This window comes from Pirellulales bacterium (assembly GCA_035656635.1).
Lineage (GTDB): Bacteria > Planctomycetota > Planctomycetia > Pirellulales > JADZDJ01 > DATJYL01.
In genome coordinates this window covers 1-20,013 of sequence record DASRSD010000011.1, presented here as the reverse complement: position 1 = coordinate 20,013, position 20,013 = coordinate 1, and the positions used below count along the sequence as shown (strand labels likewise).

The following is a 20,013-nucleotide window of genomic DNA, read 5'->3' as shown; positions in this document are numbered from 1 at the left end:
CAAATGGTGATTTTGAAAGCAGGAGCGCAATCGTAGCGATGCCGACCGCTACCATGAGTGTGCTTATCAATAGACGCTTAAGTGAGAATACAAACACCCCCTCATCGTACCCGATTCGCCTTGCAAAGGGGCAGCTTAGCTAGACCGGCCGCGTGGCTGAGGGGGGACGTCTCCGAGTCCTCAAAAAAAACCGCTGGGCTGAGCCGGTCGACTGCTGCCATAGCGGGTGTTAATAACATTTCCTGCTTTCCTGGCTTCCTTCTAAAAAATGCGGCGAATAGCGGGTGAGGGTGTCTTGCTTTCACTATCCCGGGCTTTGCTTTTTTGTGTGCGTCCGGCAAAGTTTGCCAAACTTAACCGACCGTAACTGCACCAGCCGTTAGAGCTTAACAACCGGGCGAATGCCCACATTCCGGCTGCGAAACCTTGCCAGCCCTGCCGATGATGCTTAGGGAACCTCCGATGCCTGTTGGATAAAACCTGCCGCCGGCATCCCCCGTCTGGTTCCTGTCCTTTTCCGATCTCCGCGCTCCAAAGTTTGTCCTTTCGCCCCGTGTGTTTGCAGCCGTGAACGGCCTCGTTCCGACTGAGTTTCGGTTGTCGTTGTTTACGAGTTCCTCCGATTGATCGCTGGCTTTGGTAACCGCATTCATGCCGCAGCCGATTCCCCAGCACCGACACAATCGCCAGCGAGCGAGCGCCCGGCATCTGGGCAACAAGATGCCCGCCGAAGCGCGCTCGCCGCGGATATTGCGCGCGTTTCAACCGCTTTTGCGGCGTGCGATTTTGGCCTGCGTGTTCTCGCTGTTGGTTCCCCCGACCATTGCCGCCTCGGCGCCGGATGCAAATGTGGCGATGAATTCTTTGGCGGTGAATGCAGCGCCGAGCAATCCGGCTGCTGGACTTTCGCCGGCGCCCAGCGGCAATTCCTCGCCGCAGGTTATTTACCCCAGCTTGGCGACCGCGCCGGAAGCGGCCTCGGCGCCGCGCGCCTCGCTGATTGCCGTTACGCCGGTTTACAATTCGCCCTTTTTGCAAGACGATGCGACCGACGCTCCCGTTCAATTGATTGGCTTTCAAGAGGCCAGCAGCGTGGCGGCCGAGCCTGTTCCCGCGGGGCCGTCGTCGGTCTATGGGAATCCATGGAGCCAAATGGTGCACGAAGACACGGGCGTGCCGAACCTATCGGCCATGGCTGCGCAATGCGATTGCGCACCACCCACGTGCGCTACACCCAACTGCACCGGCGATTATCATTCCGACCCCAACGCCTGGCACTCGCAAGTATTGCCGCAGGGGATTATTTACCAATCGTATTTAGCCGGGACGAAAGAGCCGCGGTTCGCCACGTATTTCGACCAAAGCACCGACGGCGCCACGGCCACGCCCACGCCGGTGAGCAATTTGAACGGCGTGATTCATAAGATGTGGGACGTAACCCTGGGTGCTCGCGCCGGCATTTGGCGGTACGGAAACGACGACCCCAATTGGCCGGAAGGTTGGCAATTGGATATTGAAGGGGCCGTGTTTCCGCGGCTGGCGCCCGATTCGTTCAGCACGTCGCTGATTGGCGACGATTACCGCTTCGGCATTCCGCTGACTTACGGCGGCGATCAGTGGGAATTCAAGATGGGATATTACCACATTAGCGCACATGTGGGGGACGAATACCTGCTGTATATTAATCCCAACGCCACGCGCATCAATTACGTGCGCGATTCGGCCATTTTGGGCGCCGGTTACTTTTTCACGCCGGCGTTTCGCACGTATGCGGAAATTGGCGTGGGCGCGGCCAGCGGCGGCGCCAAGCCCGTGGAACTGCAATTCGGCTGCGAATGGGTGCAAGCCCGTAACACTGGCGATCGCGGCGGCCCATTTGCGGCCATCAACGGCGATTTGCGGCAGGAAGTCGATTATGGCGGCAACGTGTGCGTGCAGTTCGGCTGGATGTGGCGGCAGTACGCCCGCGGATCGAATGTTCGCATCGGCGGCCAGTACTTTTACGGCAAAGACGACGAGTACGAGTTCTTCACGAACACGGTTTCTCGCATCGGCTGGGGCATTTGGTACGACTTCTAAACGGATTTGGGCCGACGCTGCTGCTTATGTCGACCGGTCTAGTCCCCTGCCGCCGGCTTCTTTAAGGCTTACTGTGCCACCGCAGGCAGTGGCCAGCCGCAGCGTAGGTGATTATGCTGGGTGAGTCGTTTTGGCGGCCGGTATCCGTCGAAACAAACCCCCACACTTCTCCGCTGGAAACCTCATGAGCCGCATCTCGCCTGCTTCTGTTTTGCTGCCTGCATTGGCTGCTGCCGCGCTACTTGCTGCTGTTTTCACTATATCCGCTCCGTTCGCCCATGCCGCGGACGAATACAACTCGCAAACCAATCCGGTGCCCATTGGCGAGCCAATCGCGAATGTGAAAACCGAAGTGGCCTTCCCGAATTTGAACTTCCGGCGCCCCATTTTTATAACCTATCCGCCCGACGGCACGAACCGAATGGCAGTTGTTTCGCAATACGGCGAGGTTCTCATCTTCCCGAACGACCCAACCGTGGAAGATGTCCACGAGATGCTGAGCTTCAAAGAAAAAGTTGTTTACCACGACAACCAGAATGAGGAGGGTTTCCTGGGCCTGGCTTTCCATCCCAATTACAAGCAAAACGGGCAAATTTACGTGTACTACACCACCACCGGGGCTAAGCACACCGGCGTGCTGGTGCGATACCACGTGTCGGCCGACGATCCGAATAAGGCCGACCCCAATAGCGCGGAGGAAATTTTCCGCTCCCCCACCAAGCCCGACTGGAACCACAACGGCGGGACAATTATTTTCGGCCCTGACGGCTACTTGTATTTGTGCCTGGGCGATGGCGGCGCAGGTTTCGATCCGCATGGCCATGGGCAGGATATTACCACGGTGCTGGGAAAAGTATTGCGATTGGACGTCGACCATGCCGATGGCGATAAAAAATACTCCATTCCCAAAGATAACCCGTTTGTCGATGTGCCCGATGCCGCCGGAGAAATTTGGGCTCTGGGCTTGCGCAACGTGTGGCGGATGTCGTTCGATCGGCTAACGCACAAGTTGTGGGCCGGCGACGTGGGGCAAGACACATGGGAGGAAGTGGATATTATCGAGCGCGGCCACAATTACCAATGGAACCAGCGCGAAGGCTTTCATCCGCTGGTGGCCAAGCCTCGTTCTCCGCAACCCGGCCCACCGCCGGAAAAAACGTACGGCACGCTCACCGAGCCCATCTTCGATTACAACCACAGCCTGGGAAAATGCATTGTCGGCGGCTACGTATATCGCGGCAAGCAAGTGCCGGAACTGTACGGTGCGTATTTATTTGCCGATTATGTGACCGGCCGGTTGTACGCCCTGTGGTACGATGAAAAGACCGGCAAAACGACCAGCGTGCAACCGATTGATCCGCCGCCAGCCCCAGCCAACCCCAATGGCAAAGGTGGATTTACAGTTGGCGCCAACGGCCTGAGCGTGTTCAGCTTCGGCGAAGATCAGGCCGGCGAAGTTTACTACACGACCGTGCAAGGCGTGATTCGCCACTTCCGTTCCGCCGGAAGCGACACTCAGGCAAAAGAAATCCCGGCGAAGTAAATTGCGCCGAGTAAATTTGGCGGAGGAGATAGATTTCCGGCAACGGTGGTCGGCTATCGAAGTTCTGGTTTGCCTAACCGACTTACGCCGCTTTCGTTGAACGCGCTTTGCGGCGACGGGCCGCGCTCCAAATCGCCGGCAATGCCAGGCCCAAGAGCAGCAGTGAACTGGGCTCCGGCACCGGTGCTTGGCTTCCTTGGCCATTGAGCAAATTATTGATGAGCGCTTGCACGTCGATGTTGTTGATCAGGCCGTCGTGGTTTTGATCCAGCACGGCGTCCATTTCATCGGCGTTCAACGTAATTCCGTAAGGATTCGTGGTCTGGTAATGCGCCAGGTTAATCAGCGCCGCTTCCTCGGCCACAATGTCCGCGGAATCGTAATGCCCATCGTTGTTCACGTCGCCAGCCAGCGTGAACACAACCGCTGGGGTGCTGACGGGCTCGATTTCGCCGTTGCCGCCGGGAATGAATTTAGCGCCGGTGCCGAAGCCGGAGAAGTTGATGTCGGCTAATTCAGTGCTATCCAACCCAGTGCTGTCATCGAAGCCAACGAACAGATGATCCAACCCCGGCGTCCAGTTATCGACGGTCAACACGGAACCCCCCGCCCACAAACCCGCGCTGCCGTTGAAGTGGACCGCGCCGTTGGGACTGCTGGGGATGCTAAAACTGCCCAAGCCCAAGTCAATTTGTCCGCTCGCAGCCTGCAAGTTCAATTGATTGAAAGATTGGTCATGTCCGGTTGTTCCCAGGTTCCCGCCGTTAAGCAGGACGGTGGAAGAACTCAAATTATTTGCCGAGCCAAAAGCCACGGTTCCTTGATTGATGGTGGTTTGGCCCGAGTACGATGCCGAACCATTCAGGGTGAGCTTGCCGCCGCCCGTTTTGACGAGTGCTGTTCCGGAGCCGTTGTCAGTAACGGGACCGTTAATGGTGATGTTGTGCGGCGCGTTTAAACTATCGGCAGCTTGGAAAGTGGGAGCCACGGCCGTGCTGTTGTTCGCTAAATTCAAAGTCACCGCGGAGGACGATGTCCAATTCCCCGTTGCGCCCAAAACGGGAGCGGTGGTAGCGGAGGAGACACCCAGGTTCGCTGTGATTGTGGCACTGGTAGCGGCGTTGACGATGCCACCCCCACCGATGTAAGTGGTGCCACCGATCAACTCCAAGTTGTCGCGTCCAGAGGTTTGAGTGGCATCGCCGAAAGTAACGGTATTCATGGTTGCGGTGCCACCGCGAACCAAAAGTTCGCCGTTGCTGCTGGGGTTGGTGGTCCCGCCGCCAATCCGCACGCCCGCTCCGATAGTGTCATTGCTGGTGAACGACCCGCCATCGATATCCAAAATGCTCCAGCGGCCGGTGCCGTTGGAGATGGTAATAGTCGTGGTTCCACCGACGGTGACACTGCCGCCAAGAATTTGCATATTCGCCGAGGAAGCGGCAGCGCTGTTATTGCCGGTGCCTAAGCTCAGCGTCGTCGCAATGTTCAATGCGGCGCCGTTAACTAGTAAGCCGGTGCTGCCAGAACCAGCTAGCAACGGCGTGGCGCCGACATTGTTGGCCGTGGTGATGTTACTGCGATGAACGGTCACGCTGTTGACATTCACTATGCCGCCGGTCAACGACGATAAACCGGGGTTGTTGTTGCCGTCGTCATTGACGCCCATATTCCCGTTCACGGTAAGAGTACCGTTGGTTACCGACAGGTTCGTGCCGCCTTCGTTGTTCAACGCCAGGCTGGCAACCGTGACCGAACCGCTTACATTCAATCGGGCGGTTGAACCGCCAGCAATCGCGCTGCCGCCGATTGTATTTCCGCCTGGAGTGCCGGCCGCACCTACGGTCATTGCACCAGCGGGTGTGACCAGGGAACCAATCGATCCAGTGGCGTTCACCGTGAGGGGGCCGCCATTCACGGCCGTGGTGCCGGTGTAGGTGTTAGCCCCGCTTAATGTTTGTGTCCCTAAACCTAGCTTGATAATATTGCCGACCGCGGCGGTGTTTGTGCCGGTGCCGTCGCTAATGGTGCCGCCAAAGTTCGTGGAATTGTTGCTGCCACCCATCGTCAGCGTGGTCGGATTTCCTAAAGTGGCGTTCCCTAACACCACTTGGCTGCTGCCAGTGCCGCTGGCGCCTGCCGCGCTAGCTAACGAGCCAATCGAAGGAGTCGTACTGGTGAAGTTCACCGTCGCCGTCACGCTGCTGCTGGGATTCAACAACAATCCGGAAGTAATGGCTGTTGAGCTGCCCAGGGCGGCATCGTTGGTTGCGTTCAAGGAGCCGGCGCTAACGGTGGTCAGGCCAACGTAATTATTCGTGTTGGCCAGCGTCAACGAGCCAGCGCCGAGCTTCGTTAACCCGCCGGTGTTGGAAGCATCCAGCGTGTTGTTGAACGTGACCGATTGCCCGTTGGTATCGATGGCAATGGGACCGGTGCTACTAAGAATTCTGTTGGAATAATCGAACTGATTGGCGGCGCTGTATTGCAACGCACCGCCGCCGAAGGAAATGTTGCCGCTAGCGCCAAACGGACCGCTCGTCCCTTGGTTTTCCACGGAGCCGGCATTCAGCTCGCCGCCGTTGATGCTTGTGCCGCCGGTGTAGGTGTTATTGCCGATCAGTTGCAATGTTCCCGGGCCCACGAAGGTGAGGACCGAGCTGTCGGCAATCACGGCGCTTAGGCTGGCCGCCGCGCCGACTCCCGCCCCTAATTTCAACGTAGAAACGTTATCAAAGGATGCCGCCGGCAGCGCGCTGCTGGCGTAATTATTGAACTGCAAGGCGCCGCCGCTGAAATTGATTCCGCCGGAGCCGTTATGAATGGCCGCATCGGAGGTAATCGCCAGCGCACCGCCGCTCAGCGTGGTAGAACCAGTGTAAGTTCCCGTGCCGCTGAGCGTCGTCGTACCACTGCCGGTCTTCGTCAAGCTGCCGATGGCGCCGGCGTTAGTTCCAGTTCCGTCGCCAATGCTGCCGCCGTAGGAGGTGGAGGCGTTGTTGCCGCCGACGGTCAAATTGGTGGCGGCTCCCAGGGTAATGTTGCCCAGCACGACGCTGCTTGTGCCCGCGCCGCTGGAAGCCAAGGAGGCAATAGCTGGACTGGCGGAAGTAAAGCTGACGCTGGCCGTGCCGCTGCTGGGATTCAGCAACAAGCCGGCCGTTACGGCGGTCGAGCTGCCCAAAGCGCTGTCGTTGGCGGCAATCACACTGCCGGCGCTGACCGTGGTCAATCCGCCGTACGTGTTGGTATTGCCCAGCTTCAAAGCGCCTGTGCCGGTTTTGGTAATGCCAAAATTGCCGCCGCCGTCGCTCACAATGCCGCTGACATTCAGCGCATTGACTACCGAGTTATCAATTTCCCAAGTTTGGGTGGCGCCTAAGATGACGTTGGCCGAAATCGTATGGGCAGCCGAACCCGATTGCACCACCAGGCCGGTTCCGGCCGCGTACGTGTTGCTGTTGGCGTCCTGGAAACTTGCTGTGGCCGCCAAAGTGATCGTGTTCGTTCCGCCGCCGCCGCTGGCCAGGGTAATGGAATTGGTGGCCGCCGAGGTGCTGCCTCCGGTAAAGTTGAGGCTGTTAATGTTGTAACTGGCGTCCAGCGTTTGCGAAAAAAACGCGGCGCCATTGGCGGTCAGAAACACATTGCTGCCCAACGTCGGAGCTGAAGGCCGCAGTGTTGCGCCGCTGACATCGGTGGCGAAATTATTCGCCGATGCCCACGATGCCCCGGCGCCCCCTTTCCAGTAGAACGACAGCGAAGTGGCGGTCAAATTCAACAACAACGTATGGCCGCCGCTGCCCAACGTCAGACTGGGCGAGTACGCCGACGCCCCAAACACCAGCGGCAATTGCGCAGGATTGATGGCAAAATCGGCCAGAACCAGCGTGCCGTTGGGGACGGAAATCAAGGGAATGCTCGTCAGCGTGCCGGGAGCCGTCGCGCCTAGGCTGTCCAACGAGATGTTGTTTTTCGTGCCAGTAAAGGCAACGGTTCCGTTATTGCCGATCAGTTGATCCGCACCCGCGCCGCCGACGTCAAAGTTCAAGCTGCTGGGAGAAACGTTGGTGCCGCCAAAGGTTAACACGGTGCCCGAGCCGCCGCCGGTGCTGTTGATGTTGACCGTTCCAATTCCCGTATCCTGCATATTAAAGATCGAGCCGGCATTCAGCGTCAGGCTGGCGCCTGTCGAGCCAATGGTCATGATCGTGGCATTGGGATTGGGCGCAAAGGTGGCGCCGCTGTTAGCCGTAATGGCTGTGTTGCCCGTCAAGAACCCGGTGGACGAGACAATCAATTTGCCGCCGTTCAAGGTGGTGGCGCCCACATAGGAGTTCGAACCGCTCAGGGTCAGGTTGCCGTTATCCACTTGCAAATTGCCGCTAAAATTATTGTTATTGCTGACAATCCAGGAGCCACTGGCCGTTTTCTTGAGTGAAGTAATCGAGCCGCTCGGGCCGTCGCTCAGAATCGGTGTAAATGTGTTCAAGCCGGTGTTTGTTCCCGTCAGTGTAAAAGTTCGAGTACCGATACCCGTCATGGCCACTGCATTGGCCGCGCCGACGCCATTGCCGGCAAACGTAACGGCACTGGTTCCGCTAGCATCCAACCCGCCGCCGTTTTGGGTCAGGGTGAACAACCGATCGGTGCTGGCCGCCGTTCCGCTGGTGCTGGCGTACTGCAGCGTGCCGCCATCGAGAATGAGATTGGCCGCAGCGTTTGCCGCCTTACCGACAGTCCCGTTCGATCCGCCGTTGGACAACGTGCCAGTCGCGCCGGTGCTCAGGATGCCATTGCTAATGGTGGTAATGCCCGTGTAGGAATTGGCTCCCGACAGGGTCAGCGTTCCCGCGCCGGTCTTCGTCAGCCCGCTGGTGCCCGACAAAACCCCGCTCAGTGTAATGTTATGTCCCACGGCGGACGAATCAGCCGCTTGGAAAATCGGCGCGACACTGGTGCTATTGTTGGCCAACGTAATATTCATCGACGACGACCAATCGGCGATGGCGCCCAAAATGGGCGCGGCGGCGGTCGATGTGGAAAGACCATCCACAAATGCGGTCGTGGTGCTGCCTGAGAACCCTCCCGTGGCAATGCCGCCGGAACCAACGTACAGCGTGCCGCCAATCAGCTCCAGCGCATCGTTGCCGGAGGTTTGCGTGGCATTGCCAAACGTGATTTTTCCGGCCGTAACCGTGCCGGTATTGCGAATCAACAATTCTCCGTCCGTCGCCGCAAAGCTGCCGCCGATTTGAATGCCTGTGGCCGTGTCGGTGGTGGTCAACGATCCACCGGTGACATCCACCAAACCGTAACGGGTGTTATTACAAGTAACGATGATTGCTCCGCCGGCGGTGACAGTGCCACTGTCGATGCGCATGTTCGGCGTGGAAGCGGATCCGGTCCCATTCGTCAAGGTAATGGTTGTAGTCACGGTCAACGAGCCGCCATTGACATCGATGCCCTGGGTGGTTGAGCCTCCGGTTGTGGTAACGGACGTCACGCTTTGATTGGTGCGGCCAATGTTCACCGCGTTGGCGGTCACGGCGCCGCCATTGGTAATGAACAGGCCGCTAGGCTGGTTCACGTTATCGCTGGCCACGCGCAACAGGCCGCTGACATTGAGAACGCCGCCCGCCACGGCTACGCCGCTGCTGGAGCCTTCATTATTTTGGGATAAAGCGGTTACAAACACCGAAGCGCCGGTGTTAATCGTTAGTTTGGTTGTCAGGCCGCCTGTGCCGGACGTTGCATTACCTCCTGCCGTGCTGCTGCCACTGCTGCCGGCGATGCCCACGATCATTGCTCCAGCGGGAGACGCCAACGTACCGATAGAACCAGAATTCAAGGACCCCACAAGGACCGGTCCCCCGTTAATGGCCGTGGTGCCTTTGTAAGTTGCAGCGCCATTGAACGTAAATGTGCCTGTACCGATCTTGATGATATTACCCACTGCCCCGGCGTTTGTTCCCGTGCCGTCGCTAATTCCGCCGGCATAAAGGAACGAATTCCCGCTGCCGCCGATTGACAGCGTAGTCGGCGTACCGGCCGTTGCATTTCCTAAAATCACGCTGCTGGTGCCCGCGCCGCTGGAAGCCAATTGACCGATGGCAGGCGCGTTCGACGTGAAATTGACCGTGGCCGTTCCACTGGAGGGAGTGAACGACAGACCAGCGGTAGTGCCGGTGCTGCTGGACCCCAGCGCGGTATCGTTTGCCGCAGTTAGAGTTCCAGCGCTGATCGTAGTTAAACCGGTATAAGAATTACTTCCCGATAGAACCCAATTGCCGGTGCCGGTGACGTTAATTCCCAGGCTGCCGCCGCCATCGCTGATGGAACCGCTAATGGTATTGGCGTTGGTATTGGTACCGCTGAGGGTGAGGAAGCCACCCAAACTGCTGCTAATGCCGCCGCCAAAAATCAGCGTGCCTGCGCCCGCGCCCGTGCCATTGGCGCTGTTGTTGGCGAAGGTGTAAACACTCGATCCTTCAATAATGATCGGGGCGTTAATGGTTTCGATGGCATTGGTGCTAGTTAGGGTATTCAGAATCTGAATTGCGCCGCCATTGGTCACGAGCAGCGAGTTGCCCCCCGGGCCGCCCGAGCCGCCGATAAAGTAGCTGTCGCTGGCGGTATCGAAATTGATTCCGCCGATATTCTGCGAGCCGGAGTCAATCACGACCGGGTTACTGGCAGAATTTCCCCACAGATTTGCCCCGACCAGGGCGTTGAACGTGGCGATGTCGGTGTTGGAAGTGCCGCCGGAAGTATCGCCCGGAGGAGCGCCGCCGAGCCAGTTGGCGTTATCGCTCCAGTTTCCGTCGGTGGTTGAGCCGCCGGTCCAAGCTTGATCGGCTGCTTGCAGTAAGGTGGCGAAAAGGAGCGCGGAAACCGCGGTTAGTGCGGTCAATAAGGGTAGCTTCCAGGCAGCAAACTTCATCGGTCCCCCCTAAATAGAAAGTGGCAACAGAATAGGGCACCCCCCCCAACCATGCAGATTTACTCAATCAATATACATAGAAATTCCAATAAAATCTATCGAATTGTGGGCCTTTTGCCCGGTCCAACCGGAATTCTCGATTTTTCTTCGCGGCAGCGGTTCGAAGGAAGGCTCCGGGGCGTGCCAAGCGGTGGGGCGGAAGTTTATGCCGCGCGACCCGCTGGTTGGCGCTGTGATTCTCGCGGAGGACTGCCGGGGTAAAGAATTCTCACCAAAATTGGGCCACTCGTTTGCTACACTGCGCGAGACGAGGCGATTTGTGAGTGGAACTTGCGTTTCGAGAACAGACCGATGAGAGCTATCGAGCAAGCGGAACAGCGAAAAGCCAGCATCCGGCCGGTGGACCGAACGGCAGCCAGCGCTTGGCCTGATCTTCCGTCGGCGAGTTGCGCGAAGCAGCCTCAACGGTTTGCCAAGCGTAAGTTTTGCTGCACCGATATTTTGCCGGCGAGCAGCGCCGGCTCGCCTCGGTCGACCCGCGTAATGGCACGCCCGGCAGGCGACAGAAATTTGTCGAAAACCCGCGCTTTCGGACGTAAACTCAGCCCGTTTTGTCAGCGGCCATCACGCGGAAATCCGCAGATTTGCCGAGCCTGTGCATTCGGGCGAGCGACAAAACGTGCTGGTTTCGTCCGCGAACAAAAAATCCTGGAAAATTTATTTGCCGGTCGTGGGCGGAGCGGGTTTTTTATCGGCCGCGGCCTCTGCCTTGTCGAGCTCGGCGGCTTTGTCGGCCGGAATGATTTCGATGCCGTTGATTTCCGGATTATCGGCGTTCACGGTGAACGTGATGGTCAGTTTGCCGTTGGTAACCTCGACGGGCACTGTTTCGACGTAAGCGGTTTGCGGCCCGCCGGATTTTTCCCAGACATCAAAATCCTTGAACTCTTTGCCTTGCACGTTGAACGTAAACACACGATCGCCGCGGCCGCTGATGCCGTCGTACGTTTCGGCGAAATGCAGCTTGACCACGTATTTGCCGTTGGGGAGCTTGTAGGAAAACGAATCCATGCCCCAGTGCTCGCTTTTGTACAAGCCCTGGTCTTTGGTGTTTTTAATGACGAGGTTGTCGGCCCGATCGACGATTTCGCCCCCTGCGAAGCCCCCTTCCGCCGTGGGCTCGTCGGGGAGCCAGGTATTTCCGTGGGAATCTTTGTACGGCTTGGTGGAGCCGGCGCGCATGCGGATGGTGGGCAAGGCGCCGGACTTCGAGGGGGAATCGCTGGCGGATTTTTTATCCGACTGCGCGCTGCACCGTGGAACGCCGCCCGAATACACGATGGCAACCAGCAGCAAACACCAACGACTCCGGCCGAAAATCGATGTGCGCAACATTGGCTTTCCTCGCTGGTTGAAGTGCGTGCCGAGCTTGCGGAAGTGCGTGGCAACGCCATCAGCATATCCCGCCCGGCGACCAATGCAAGCGGCTGGCCGAAGGCAATCTGCCGCGAGGTTTACTTCCCGGGAACGGTGGGCGAGTTCGCTCGAATTCCTGCTGCCAAGAGCATTTGGCTTGCGGCAACTGTGGTGGAGCGGCGCTTATTTTTTGGCGTCGTCTTTTTTCGGCTCGTCGGGTTGATGCGGGCGAAGCTTCACGCCGTGAAGATAAAGGTTGCTGTCGAACTTGCCGTCGGGATCATACGTGTCGTTGGTGAAGGCAACGGAAATGACATGCTCGCCGGCCTTGAGCGGCACGACGATTTTGTAATCTTTTTGGTCGTCCGATTTCAGCGTGATTTCCTTGCCGAAGTTTTTGCCGTCGAAGCCCAGCTGGAAATTCGGGGGAATGTTCACTTCCTTTTTCCCGTTGGCCGTGGTCTGCGGAACGCCCACGGCGATATCGCCGGAGGCGGAGACGATGACATCCCAATCGCCGTCGGTGGGCAGCTTGAATTTGGCCTCGGCTGGGCCGTTGGTGTAAAAGCACAGGCGCCCTTCATCTTCGTTGAAGACGAACACGGAATCGGGATCGGAAACGGAAGCGGGCGGCTTGAACTTGAAATCTTTCAGCGGGATTTTGATTTCATCTTTTTTGCTTTGATCGCCGCTGGCAGGTGGATCGGCCGCGCAAACCAGCAGTGTGTTGCAGGCAAATGCCACGGTGATTGCCATGATGAATGTTGGAATCGATCGCATGGAAGGAACTCCTGGAGTGTTTAATTGTGAATGGCACGAGTACTGATTTCGTTCGGGAATATGAGTCCCAAGGCCGCCGGCTTCAACGGGGTGCTCGCGGTTTGGGGTTGCCGGTACTGTGTTACTGCCGGAATAGTTGCTTAGGGCACATCGACCTGATTGCCATCGTTCCGCGCTGCCAGTTTCCAATGGACGGCAGGATCGATGTTATACCCGATGATTTGCACCGAGCCGTCGCACATGACAAACATACAACCGTTGGCATGCGCGCTGCCAAAATTCACGAGGTAAGGGCTTGTTGTTGTGACGACCGTCGTGGGATCGATTTCCGAATCGCGCAGCGGTCGCCAATCTATGCCACCCACAAAGATTTTGCTGGACGGCACGGAGAACGAATTACTGCCCGCCCAGCGGACGGTATCCCAGTCGTAGCCTTGAAACATGCTTTGATCGTCCGCGGGGCAATTGCCGCCAGAGCCGGGATAACATTCCGGCTTCAGCGCCTTTTCTCCAATCAGATACGTTTTCGACAAGCCGTCCGAAATTTGCCGAATGCTAACCATACTGCCGCCATAGATTATGCCGTTGGCTTTGGACCAGTTGCTCATTCCCGGATTCATGCTGGTGCCGTCTCCCTTAAAGTACTGCACCAAGACGTTGTACGCGGCATTGGTGTCGGATCCGGCGGGTGGGCCACCGGTTGGATTTCCGCAACAGTTGCCGGTGTTGTCCGTGCCGCCGTTGCCAGCGTAATCGGTCCGGGAGCCCGACATCGTGGATGCGCCGCTGGCCGGAATCGCATTGTAGACGTTATTGGGCGAAGCGATGTTTTGGTCGGCGACAGTTGGCCCGCGCCGTGTAGGACAATTGAACGATGAAACCGTTTGAGATTGCATTACGGCCAGCGCGTTGTACTTTGCGGTGCCGCTTAATCCGCGCCCATAATCGCGGAGGCTCTTTTCTTCCAAGAAAGGCAGCAGCGAATAAGCCCAGCCACCAGGTTGCTGGATGCCATAACCCCGGTCGGGATCGCCGACCCAGTGCCAGCCCCAACCGCCGGTCGGGAAATATTTCATGGCGTCACAATGGTTTTGCGAGGCCAAACCCAATTGCTTTAGATTGTTCCTGCATTGCGAGCGCCGAGCAGCTTCGCGGGCAGCTTGCACGGCAGGCAACAGGAGTGCGATCAAAATACCAATGATGGCAATGACAACCAGCAACTCGACCAGCGTAAAGCCAATCCGGCGGATTGGAATTTCATATTTGAGCAATGCCGATCGCACTTTCGTGCGACGATTTGCAATCCAGCGAGTTGATAACATGCGCATTTCCCCCACCTGCAGAGAACGTCCAAGTCGAAGCCCCAAATCTTCAACTGGCAATCAGAATTTTAAACCGATTCTTACCGTTCGGCGTCGACCAGCGCTGGCAAACGCAAGGCGCTGGAAACCAATGTTGCAGTTATTAATCCAATGGCTTGGCGGCAATTCCGTACATCGCTCGGGCCCCCTTCATGGTTCCCATCGTACCCAACGTAATGGTTTCTGGAGTTTCACAACGCCGTCGCCACACGGAGAAGATGCGATCGATGCTTTGCCCGCCGCCGACGCCGACCGAATGCTTGGTATCCCCCTTCCACCACGGGCCTTCGTCCAGGCCGATATCGACTCCGGTATTTTCAAATTGATCGGTCAGCCAACTGGGTGCAGTAACGCGCCGATCAAAAAACACATACACGTTAGAAGGACGCGCCAATTCGACAGTAATCACCAGATTGTTCATGTAACGATAATCGTTGCAGGTGCGAACATAATCGGCGTGCATTAAAAAATCGGGTAAGCCATCGGACGTTAGCCCATTCCATTCGTGCGTGCAATCTACATATGCCCGACAATCGTCTTCTAAACCATGAGGAGTAATCTGGTAATAACTTGGCGAGTCGTCAGAAGGGATGTTGTCACGGATCGATTTGAAGGTGGCTTCGTTCCAGGACGGAGCCTGAGTTGACCAATTTTCTCCGCGCAAATCGCTGTGGACTTCTACAATGCGGTTCATCGACCCCTGATTGTCAACACGCACTCCTTCGCCCTGGTTCAATCGCTTTTGCGAAAGCGCTGTCGTTGCCGTCGGTTGTAAATCAACTTGGCCTTCAAAAACGACAACGTCTGTCGTACCACCTGGTCGTGCAACGACGCCGAACTTGGTGCCAAGATCAATCACGTGGACATTGGAAGTTTCAATGCTGAATCCATGGGCCCATTCCGGAACGTGCGCCGTGGCTTGCCCCCGATCGAGTTTGACAAGCATATCCGAAACAATTTGCATCGAAGCAGGGCCACTAACCCAGACGGTGGCGCCGGAACGGAATCGCAATGTTAATTGCCCGGAATTCATTTCCAGCTTGCCGGGAACGACGTGAACTGTATCTAACAAAGCCGAACTATCGTCCGACCAGGTCACTAGATTGTTGTCCACGACTTCCGCAACTGCCACTCGTCCTAGATTTTCTTGATGAATGTGATGCCAAGCTGCCATCGCGGAAATCATCAGAAAAATGGCAGCCGCAATCCAAACCCAGCGATTTGCGATAATTTGCGAAATGCGATTGGAAAGTGATTTGGCCGACAAATTCATCGGAGGTACGACTGCTGCGGAGGAAATCGCCACCCCGTTCATATCGCTCTGCCACTGCAATAAACTGTGTGTCCGAAGCTGCTCAATCAAATCATCTTTTAGCTGTGGATACGCTTCAACCAAATGCACGAACTCCTGCTGCTCGGAGTCGCTATAAGAACGATCGAGAATACAATCGAGCAAGTCCAGCAGTCTGGTCTGCTGTGAATTCATGGCCTCATCTCCGCAACTAGAGAAGCTTGAATGCAACGTCCCAGGGTCTGGCGAATTCGATACAGTCGAGCTGAAATTTGATTGGCCGTGTGGCCCAAGCGAGCCGCGATGGTCTTCACGGACATTTTTTCGATATATCGATCACAAATTAGTTGACTCTGCTGCGGATCAAGTTTCTCCAGGCAATTGCGCAGCGCGGTTAAGCGTGCGTCAGCAGGTGTGGTATCTTGCACGCAGACATCGCTAATCAATTGGACCAGATCGTCGTTCAACACTAATCTTGAGCGGCGTCTGCTTTTTCGAAACGCGAGGACTCGCTGGAAAGCAAATCCGTATGCCCAAGGAAGAAATGGACGGCTTTCGTCGAAATTCTGCAACCGTGCCCACAGATCAAGGTTAGTGTCTTGTAACACATCAATGGCAGAAGAGTCACCAACTAGCAATGTGTTTATGTACACAAAAAGGTCACGTTGGTGAGCTGTAAGAAGCTCGATGAACCGTGTTGCCCGATTGTGGTTTACTGAGCAATCAGCGTTGGCGCCGGCTTCTTGCCTCTCGTTCTCAATCATTCAAACCGTCCTCGAAGCTTAATATTAAAGGAACCGCCCCCGGCTAGTCCGGGCCCAGCCGAGAGCGGTTGGGGGGCAATTTTTGCCTTTCAGGTGCAGTGCCAAGATAAGTGATTTCAAGTTGCTTTGTTAGAACCGTGAAACCAGCCGATACCGCGGCACAGATTTCAGCCGAACAGGCATGGAACTGCAGCGAGTTCGAGCGACTGTAATCTTGGGGAGTGATTAAAATAGCCATGATGCCCCGAACCATTTACTTGCAGCTCTAAACATTTCAGCGGACTAGGGCCAAATCTTACGAAAAAAAAGAAAAATCTTCGTCAGATTTTGGCTGAATCGGCTGAAACTAAGCGAGGTCGTTTCAATGCCTTGCGGATAGTCTCTGCTTCTGGGTTGTGGTGAATTGATTCCGCAGGGGGCCATTTCGGGGGACCAAAAGCACCGCATTTTTGTTTTGCGGTACGAGTATTGAGGGGTGTGGATTGAGGGCCTAATTGAGTTTTTCTCGGGGAGAAAGCGGCAATGGCACTGCAAAATCGGGCAATTGCGCTGGGGATGATCGCTATTGCCTTTTTCGTCTTTGATGTCAGCTTGGCGCACGGCGATGTTTTGGAATCTTGGAATAACACTTCCGATCCAACCTTTGACGGTTGGGCGGTCCCGCCTTCCTATTCCACCAATAATTTCAATAACTTTGCTGCAACTTATAGCACTACCACTGGCGTAACAAATGGCGTTGCTGCACTAGCGATTAGCAGCACCCCAGCCAATGATGCGGGGCAAACCACCGAAGTCCAAAACGGCAATACTGTTTCTGGGCCATTTGGGCCCGATTATGGCCAGATGCTGGAAGGCCCTTACACGCAAAGTTGGACGAAGATTTTGGCGCACGCGGCCGGTCTCGAATTTGACGTTTATACTCCGCCAGGCTCCTTTGGATTTTTTGAGCAATGGGATGTTGACCTTAGCAATGCGGATGCTGGTTTTGGTAAATCAATCTATAACTATTACTACCTAGCAACCTCAATTGGGAATGAAACAACGCTGCAATATTTCTTCACTCCGCCCCCAGCTTTTCAAACTGTCTTTGGCACCGATGCATATAATGCAATTGTATCATCCAACGCCGCATACCAGGCAGCCTTGGCGACATCGACAAATCCCACGCAGATTCTTATTCAAACTGGCGGCGGATATACCGCAGGTAATGAAACAATGTACGTCGACAACCTGCGAGCTTTTTATGCACTGGGCGATTTTAATTTCGATCACCATGTCGATTCAAGCGATATCACGGCAATGGAAAGTATGCTGACCAATATGAGCGCTTATGAATCGACAAATTTATTGACAAACAACGATATGCTGCAAATTGGCGATTTTAACAATGATGGCGTTGTGAATAACGTCGATTTACAAGGGTTGCTCGATTATTTAATCGCCGGCAACGGAAGCGTGGCCGGGGTGCCTGAACCAGCCTCATTGCTGCTGTTGGAGTTGGCTGTGCCTGCTCTGGTGGTCGTGGCCCGGCGGCGTCGAGCTAGTTGATAGATGGATTATGCACAAAGCGCAAATTTCAGTTTCATTCTTAAACTAACACTCAATAACTGAAAGAGAATCATCGAGCTAATTTACTTCAGTTAACACTGGGAGGCTTTCGCACGGAGCGTGAGGAGAGGCACGCGAGCGATCGCACCCAGAGAATGGATTCCCTGGTCGTTTACTTCATGATGGCGTGCAACTTTTGGTTTTGACCTATCTTGGGAGGGGATCCGTATGAGAGTTTGCAATGTTTGTCTTGTTATAGCGCTCTTCTCGGCACTATCGTTCGCTTTCGGGGCATCCGGTGCGGTGTTATACTCCGAAAACTTCAATTCAGCAGCTATCGGGTCACAAAGCGCCAGCCTAGGAGGCTTCGGACAAATAAATAACGTCGATGGAACAGCATACCAAGCTCAGGGTGGCGGTGGTGGAGGCGGAATCAGCGTGACAGCGGGCGTGGATGCAAATGGAGTTGGCGGCACGAATGAATTCTTTGCGAATTGGGATCATTCCGCCGCTTCCAGCTTTACATTTGATCAACTTACGGCGTACGGCGTAATTAACGCTCCTGGCGCCGGTACGCTGCCCAGCCAGATTTCAGTCGATCTTGATTTGTTTATGAATGGCTCAGAAAGCGCCAATAATCCTATCGGGATCGATATCATGAATAATACTAATGATTTCACATTCACACCCACGTTGACGAATGGACAGTTTACGCATGTCCATTTTACGCTCGATCAAGCTCCCGGCGTTACAAACACCAATCCTTTCGATCCGACACAAAGTTCAAACTTTCGGGTGCAAAATGGAGCCGGCGGTTTTGGTTTTGACGCCAACAACATTGTGAGCTTTGACAACGTGGTCGTTCAAACCGTTCCCGAACCAACGTCCTTGGCGCTGTTGGGTTTGGGCGGATTGAGTTTGGCGGGCATGGCGATTCGCCGTCGGGGATAAGATAATAAACAGTGCAGGTGATTTGGATTCCCTCAAGCGGGCGCACCTGATGCAGGCGCGCCCGCTTTTATTCGTGTTGTCAGTTGGATTGCTTTAGGGCCAAGGGAACAGCGGCTTTGTTAGATCGGGGAAAGAGGCATGTCACGCTGGGATCAAATCGCCTGGCGCAGTAATCGTTCGCACCGGCTGCGCTGCGGATTGTTTCAATCTCGCTTCCGGCGTTTGCGAATCGAGCGTCTGGAATGTCGACAATTGCTTGCCGCATCAGCTTACACGTGGCAAAACGCGGCCATTGGCGCCGGTGGGTTTGTCGACGGTATTTTTTACGATCCACATAATCAGAATGTTATTTACGCCCGCACCGACATTGGTGGCTTGTACAAGACGACCAATGATGGCGCAACGTGGACGCAGCTTCTCGATTTCGTTGGCAACAACACCGGCACGTCCGGCAACGGCACACAACAGCAGGAAATTGGCGTGCTGGCATTCGCCATTGATCCGGAAAATTCCAACAACATTTATGCCGACGTTGGCGAATACTCCGGAACCAACGGCGCAGTGTTCTATTCCACCAATGGCGGCCAGACCTGGGGCCAGACGAATTTAAGTTTTTACGTCGGCGGGAATTCCAATGGCCGTGGCGACGGAGAGCAAATTCAGGTAGATCCCAATAACAGTAACATAGTATTTTTGGGATCGAACGACCACGGTCTTTGGGAAAGCATCAATGCCGGACACTCCTTTGCGCAAATTAGCATTAGCGCTTTTAGCCCGACGAGTACCACGTTTGTTTTGTTCGATCCCACGAGTGGAACTCCCGGCCATGCGAGTCAAACGATTTATGTCGGCATTAATTCCACAAGCAGCGGTACGAATTTATATGTAACGACCAACGGAGGCACAAGTTGGACAGAGGTGACCGGCACAGGATCTCTTCCGACAAACTTTTTGCCCGGTCATGCCGTGCTTTCCGGCGGCAATTTATATTTGGGGTATGGAAATGCAGAGGCGCCCAACGGAGCCAGCGGCAATGGTCTCATTTCGGATGGCGGCGTGTACCGCTACACTCCCAGCTCTGGTGTTTGGGCAGATATTTCTCCCGTGGCCACCAACGGAAACTTCGGCTATGACGGAGTTGCGGCAGATCCGGAGAACCCTAATACGTTGGTGGTGACTTCGTTTGATGATTACTCGGGACCCGATCAAATTTGGCGAACGGTCAACGCCAATGCCGCGACTCCTAGTTGGACCGAGTTGTACGACTTTAGTAGTGCGCAAAACAGTGGATATGGCGGATTCGATACGACGCGCAACACGTCGAATGCGCCGTGGAT

General features: G+C 55.6%; 11 protein-coding genes. 5 read left to right on the top strand and 6 right to left on the bottom strand.

Annotation, left to right across the window (positions count from 1 at the left end; all coding sequences use genetic code 11):
* Window positions 1–651 precede the first annotated feature (651 nt).
* Complete coding sequence (locus VFE46_01020) at window positions 652–2,079, top strand: DUF1207 domain-containing protein (GenBank protein ID HZZ26558.1); 1,428 nt, start codon at window positions 652–654, stop codon at window positions 2,077–2,079.
* Window positions 2,080–2,263: 184 nt separating this feature from the next.
* The gene (locus VFE46_01015; protein HZZ26557.1) at window positions 2,264–3,622 is read left to right on the top strand and encodes a PQQ-dependent sugar dehydrogenase; all 1,359 of its coding nucleotides are present in this window, start codon (window positions 2,264–2,266) and stop codon (window positions 3,620–3,622) included.
* An 82-nt stretch (window positions 3,623–3,704) separates the two neighbouring features.
* Here VFE46_01015 and VFE46_01010 read toward each other — a convergent pair whose 3' ends face one another.
* From VFE46_01010 to VFE46_00985, 6 genes are all read right to left on the bottom strand, one after another.
* Window positions 3,705–10,565: an autotransporter-associated beta strand repeat-containing protein gene (locus VFE46_01010; GenBank protein HZZ26556.1), complete on the bottom strand. Its 6,861-nt coding sequence runs from the start codon at window positions 10,563–10,565 to the stop codon at window positions 3,705–3,707.
* A 717-nt stretch (window positions 10,566–11,282) separates the two neighbouring features.
* Window positions 11,283–11,960, bottom strand: a complete 678-nt coding sequence (locus VFE46_01005; GenBank protein ID HZZ26555.1) for a malectin — start codon at window positions 11,958–11,960, stop codon at window positions 11,283–11,285.
* Between the two features lie 204 nt (window positions 11,961–12,164).
* Window positions 12,165–12,761, bottom strand: a complete 597-nt coding sequence (locus VFE46_01000; GenBank protein HZZ26554.1) for a carbohydrate-binding domain-containing protein — start codon at window positions 12,759–12,761, stop codon at window positions 12,165–12,167.
* 140 nt (window positions 12,762–12,901) lie between these two features.
* Window positions 12,902–14,083 carry a DUF1559 domain-containing protein gene (locus VFE46_00995; protein ID HZZ26553.1) on the bottom strand — a complete coding sequence of 394 codons (1,182 nt, stop codon included), beginning with the start codon at window positions 14,081–14,083 and terminating at the stop codon, window positions 12,902–12,904.
* 142 nt (window positions 14,084–14,225) lie between these two features.
* Window positions 14,226–15,608 carry a FecR family protein gene (locus VFE46_00990; protein ID HZZ26552.1) on the bottom strand — a complete coding sequence of 461 codons (1,383 nt, stop codon included), beginning with the start codon at window positions 15,606–15,608 and terminating at the stop codon, window positions 14,226–14,228.
* The gene (locus tag VFE46_00985; GenBank protein ID HZZ26551.1) at window positions 15,605–16,177 is read right to left on the bottom strand and encodes a sigma-70 family RNA polymerase sigma factor; all 573 of its coding nucleotides are present in this window, start codon (window positions 16,175–16,177) and stop codon (window positions 15,605–15,607) included. The genes VFE46_00990 and VFE46_00985 overlap by 4 nt, the downstream gene beginning before the upstream one ends.
* A 522-nt stretch (window positions 16,178–16,699) precedes the next feature.
* On the opposite strand from VFE46_00985, the gene VFE46_00980 reads away from it, so the two are divergent.
* From VFE46_00980 to VFE46_00970, 3 genes are all read left to right on the top strand, one after another.
* A complete protein-coding gene (locus VFE46_00980; protein HZZ26550.1) occupies window positions 16,700–17,725 on the top strand; it encodes a dockerin type I domain-containing protein in 1,026 nt (341 codons plus the stop codon).
* 303 nt (window positions 17,726–18,028) lie between these two features.
* The gene (locus tag VFE46_00975; protein HZZ26549.1) at window positions 18,029–18,676 is read left to right on the top strand and encodes a PEP-CTERM sorting domain-containing protein; all 648 of its coding nucleotides are present in this window, start codon (window positions 18,029–18,031) and stop codon (window positions 18,674–18,676) included.
* A gap of 138 nt (window positions 18,677–18,814) precedes the next feature.
* The coding region (locus tag VFE46_00970) for a hypothetical protein (GenBank protein ID HZZ26548.1) at window positions 18,815–20,013 on the top strand (1,199 nt) is incomplete at its 3' end.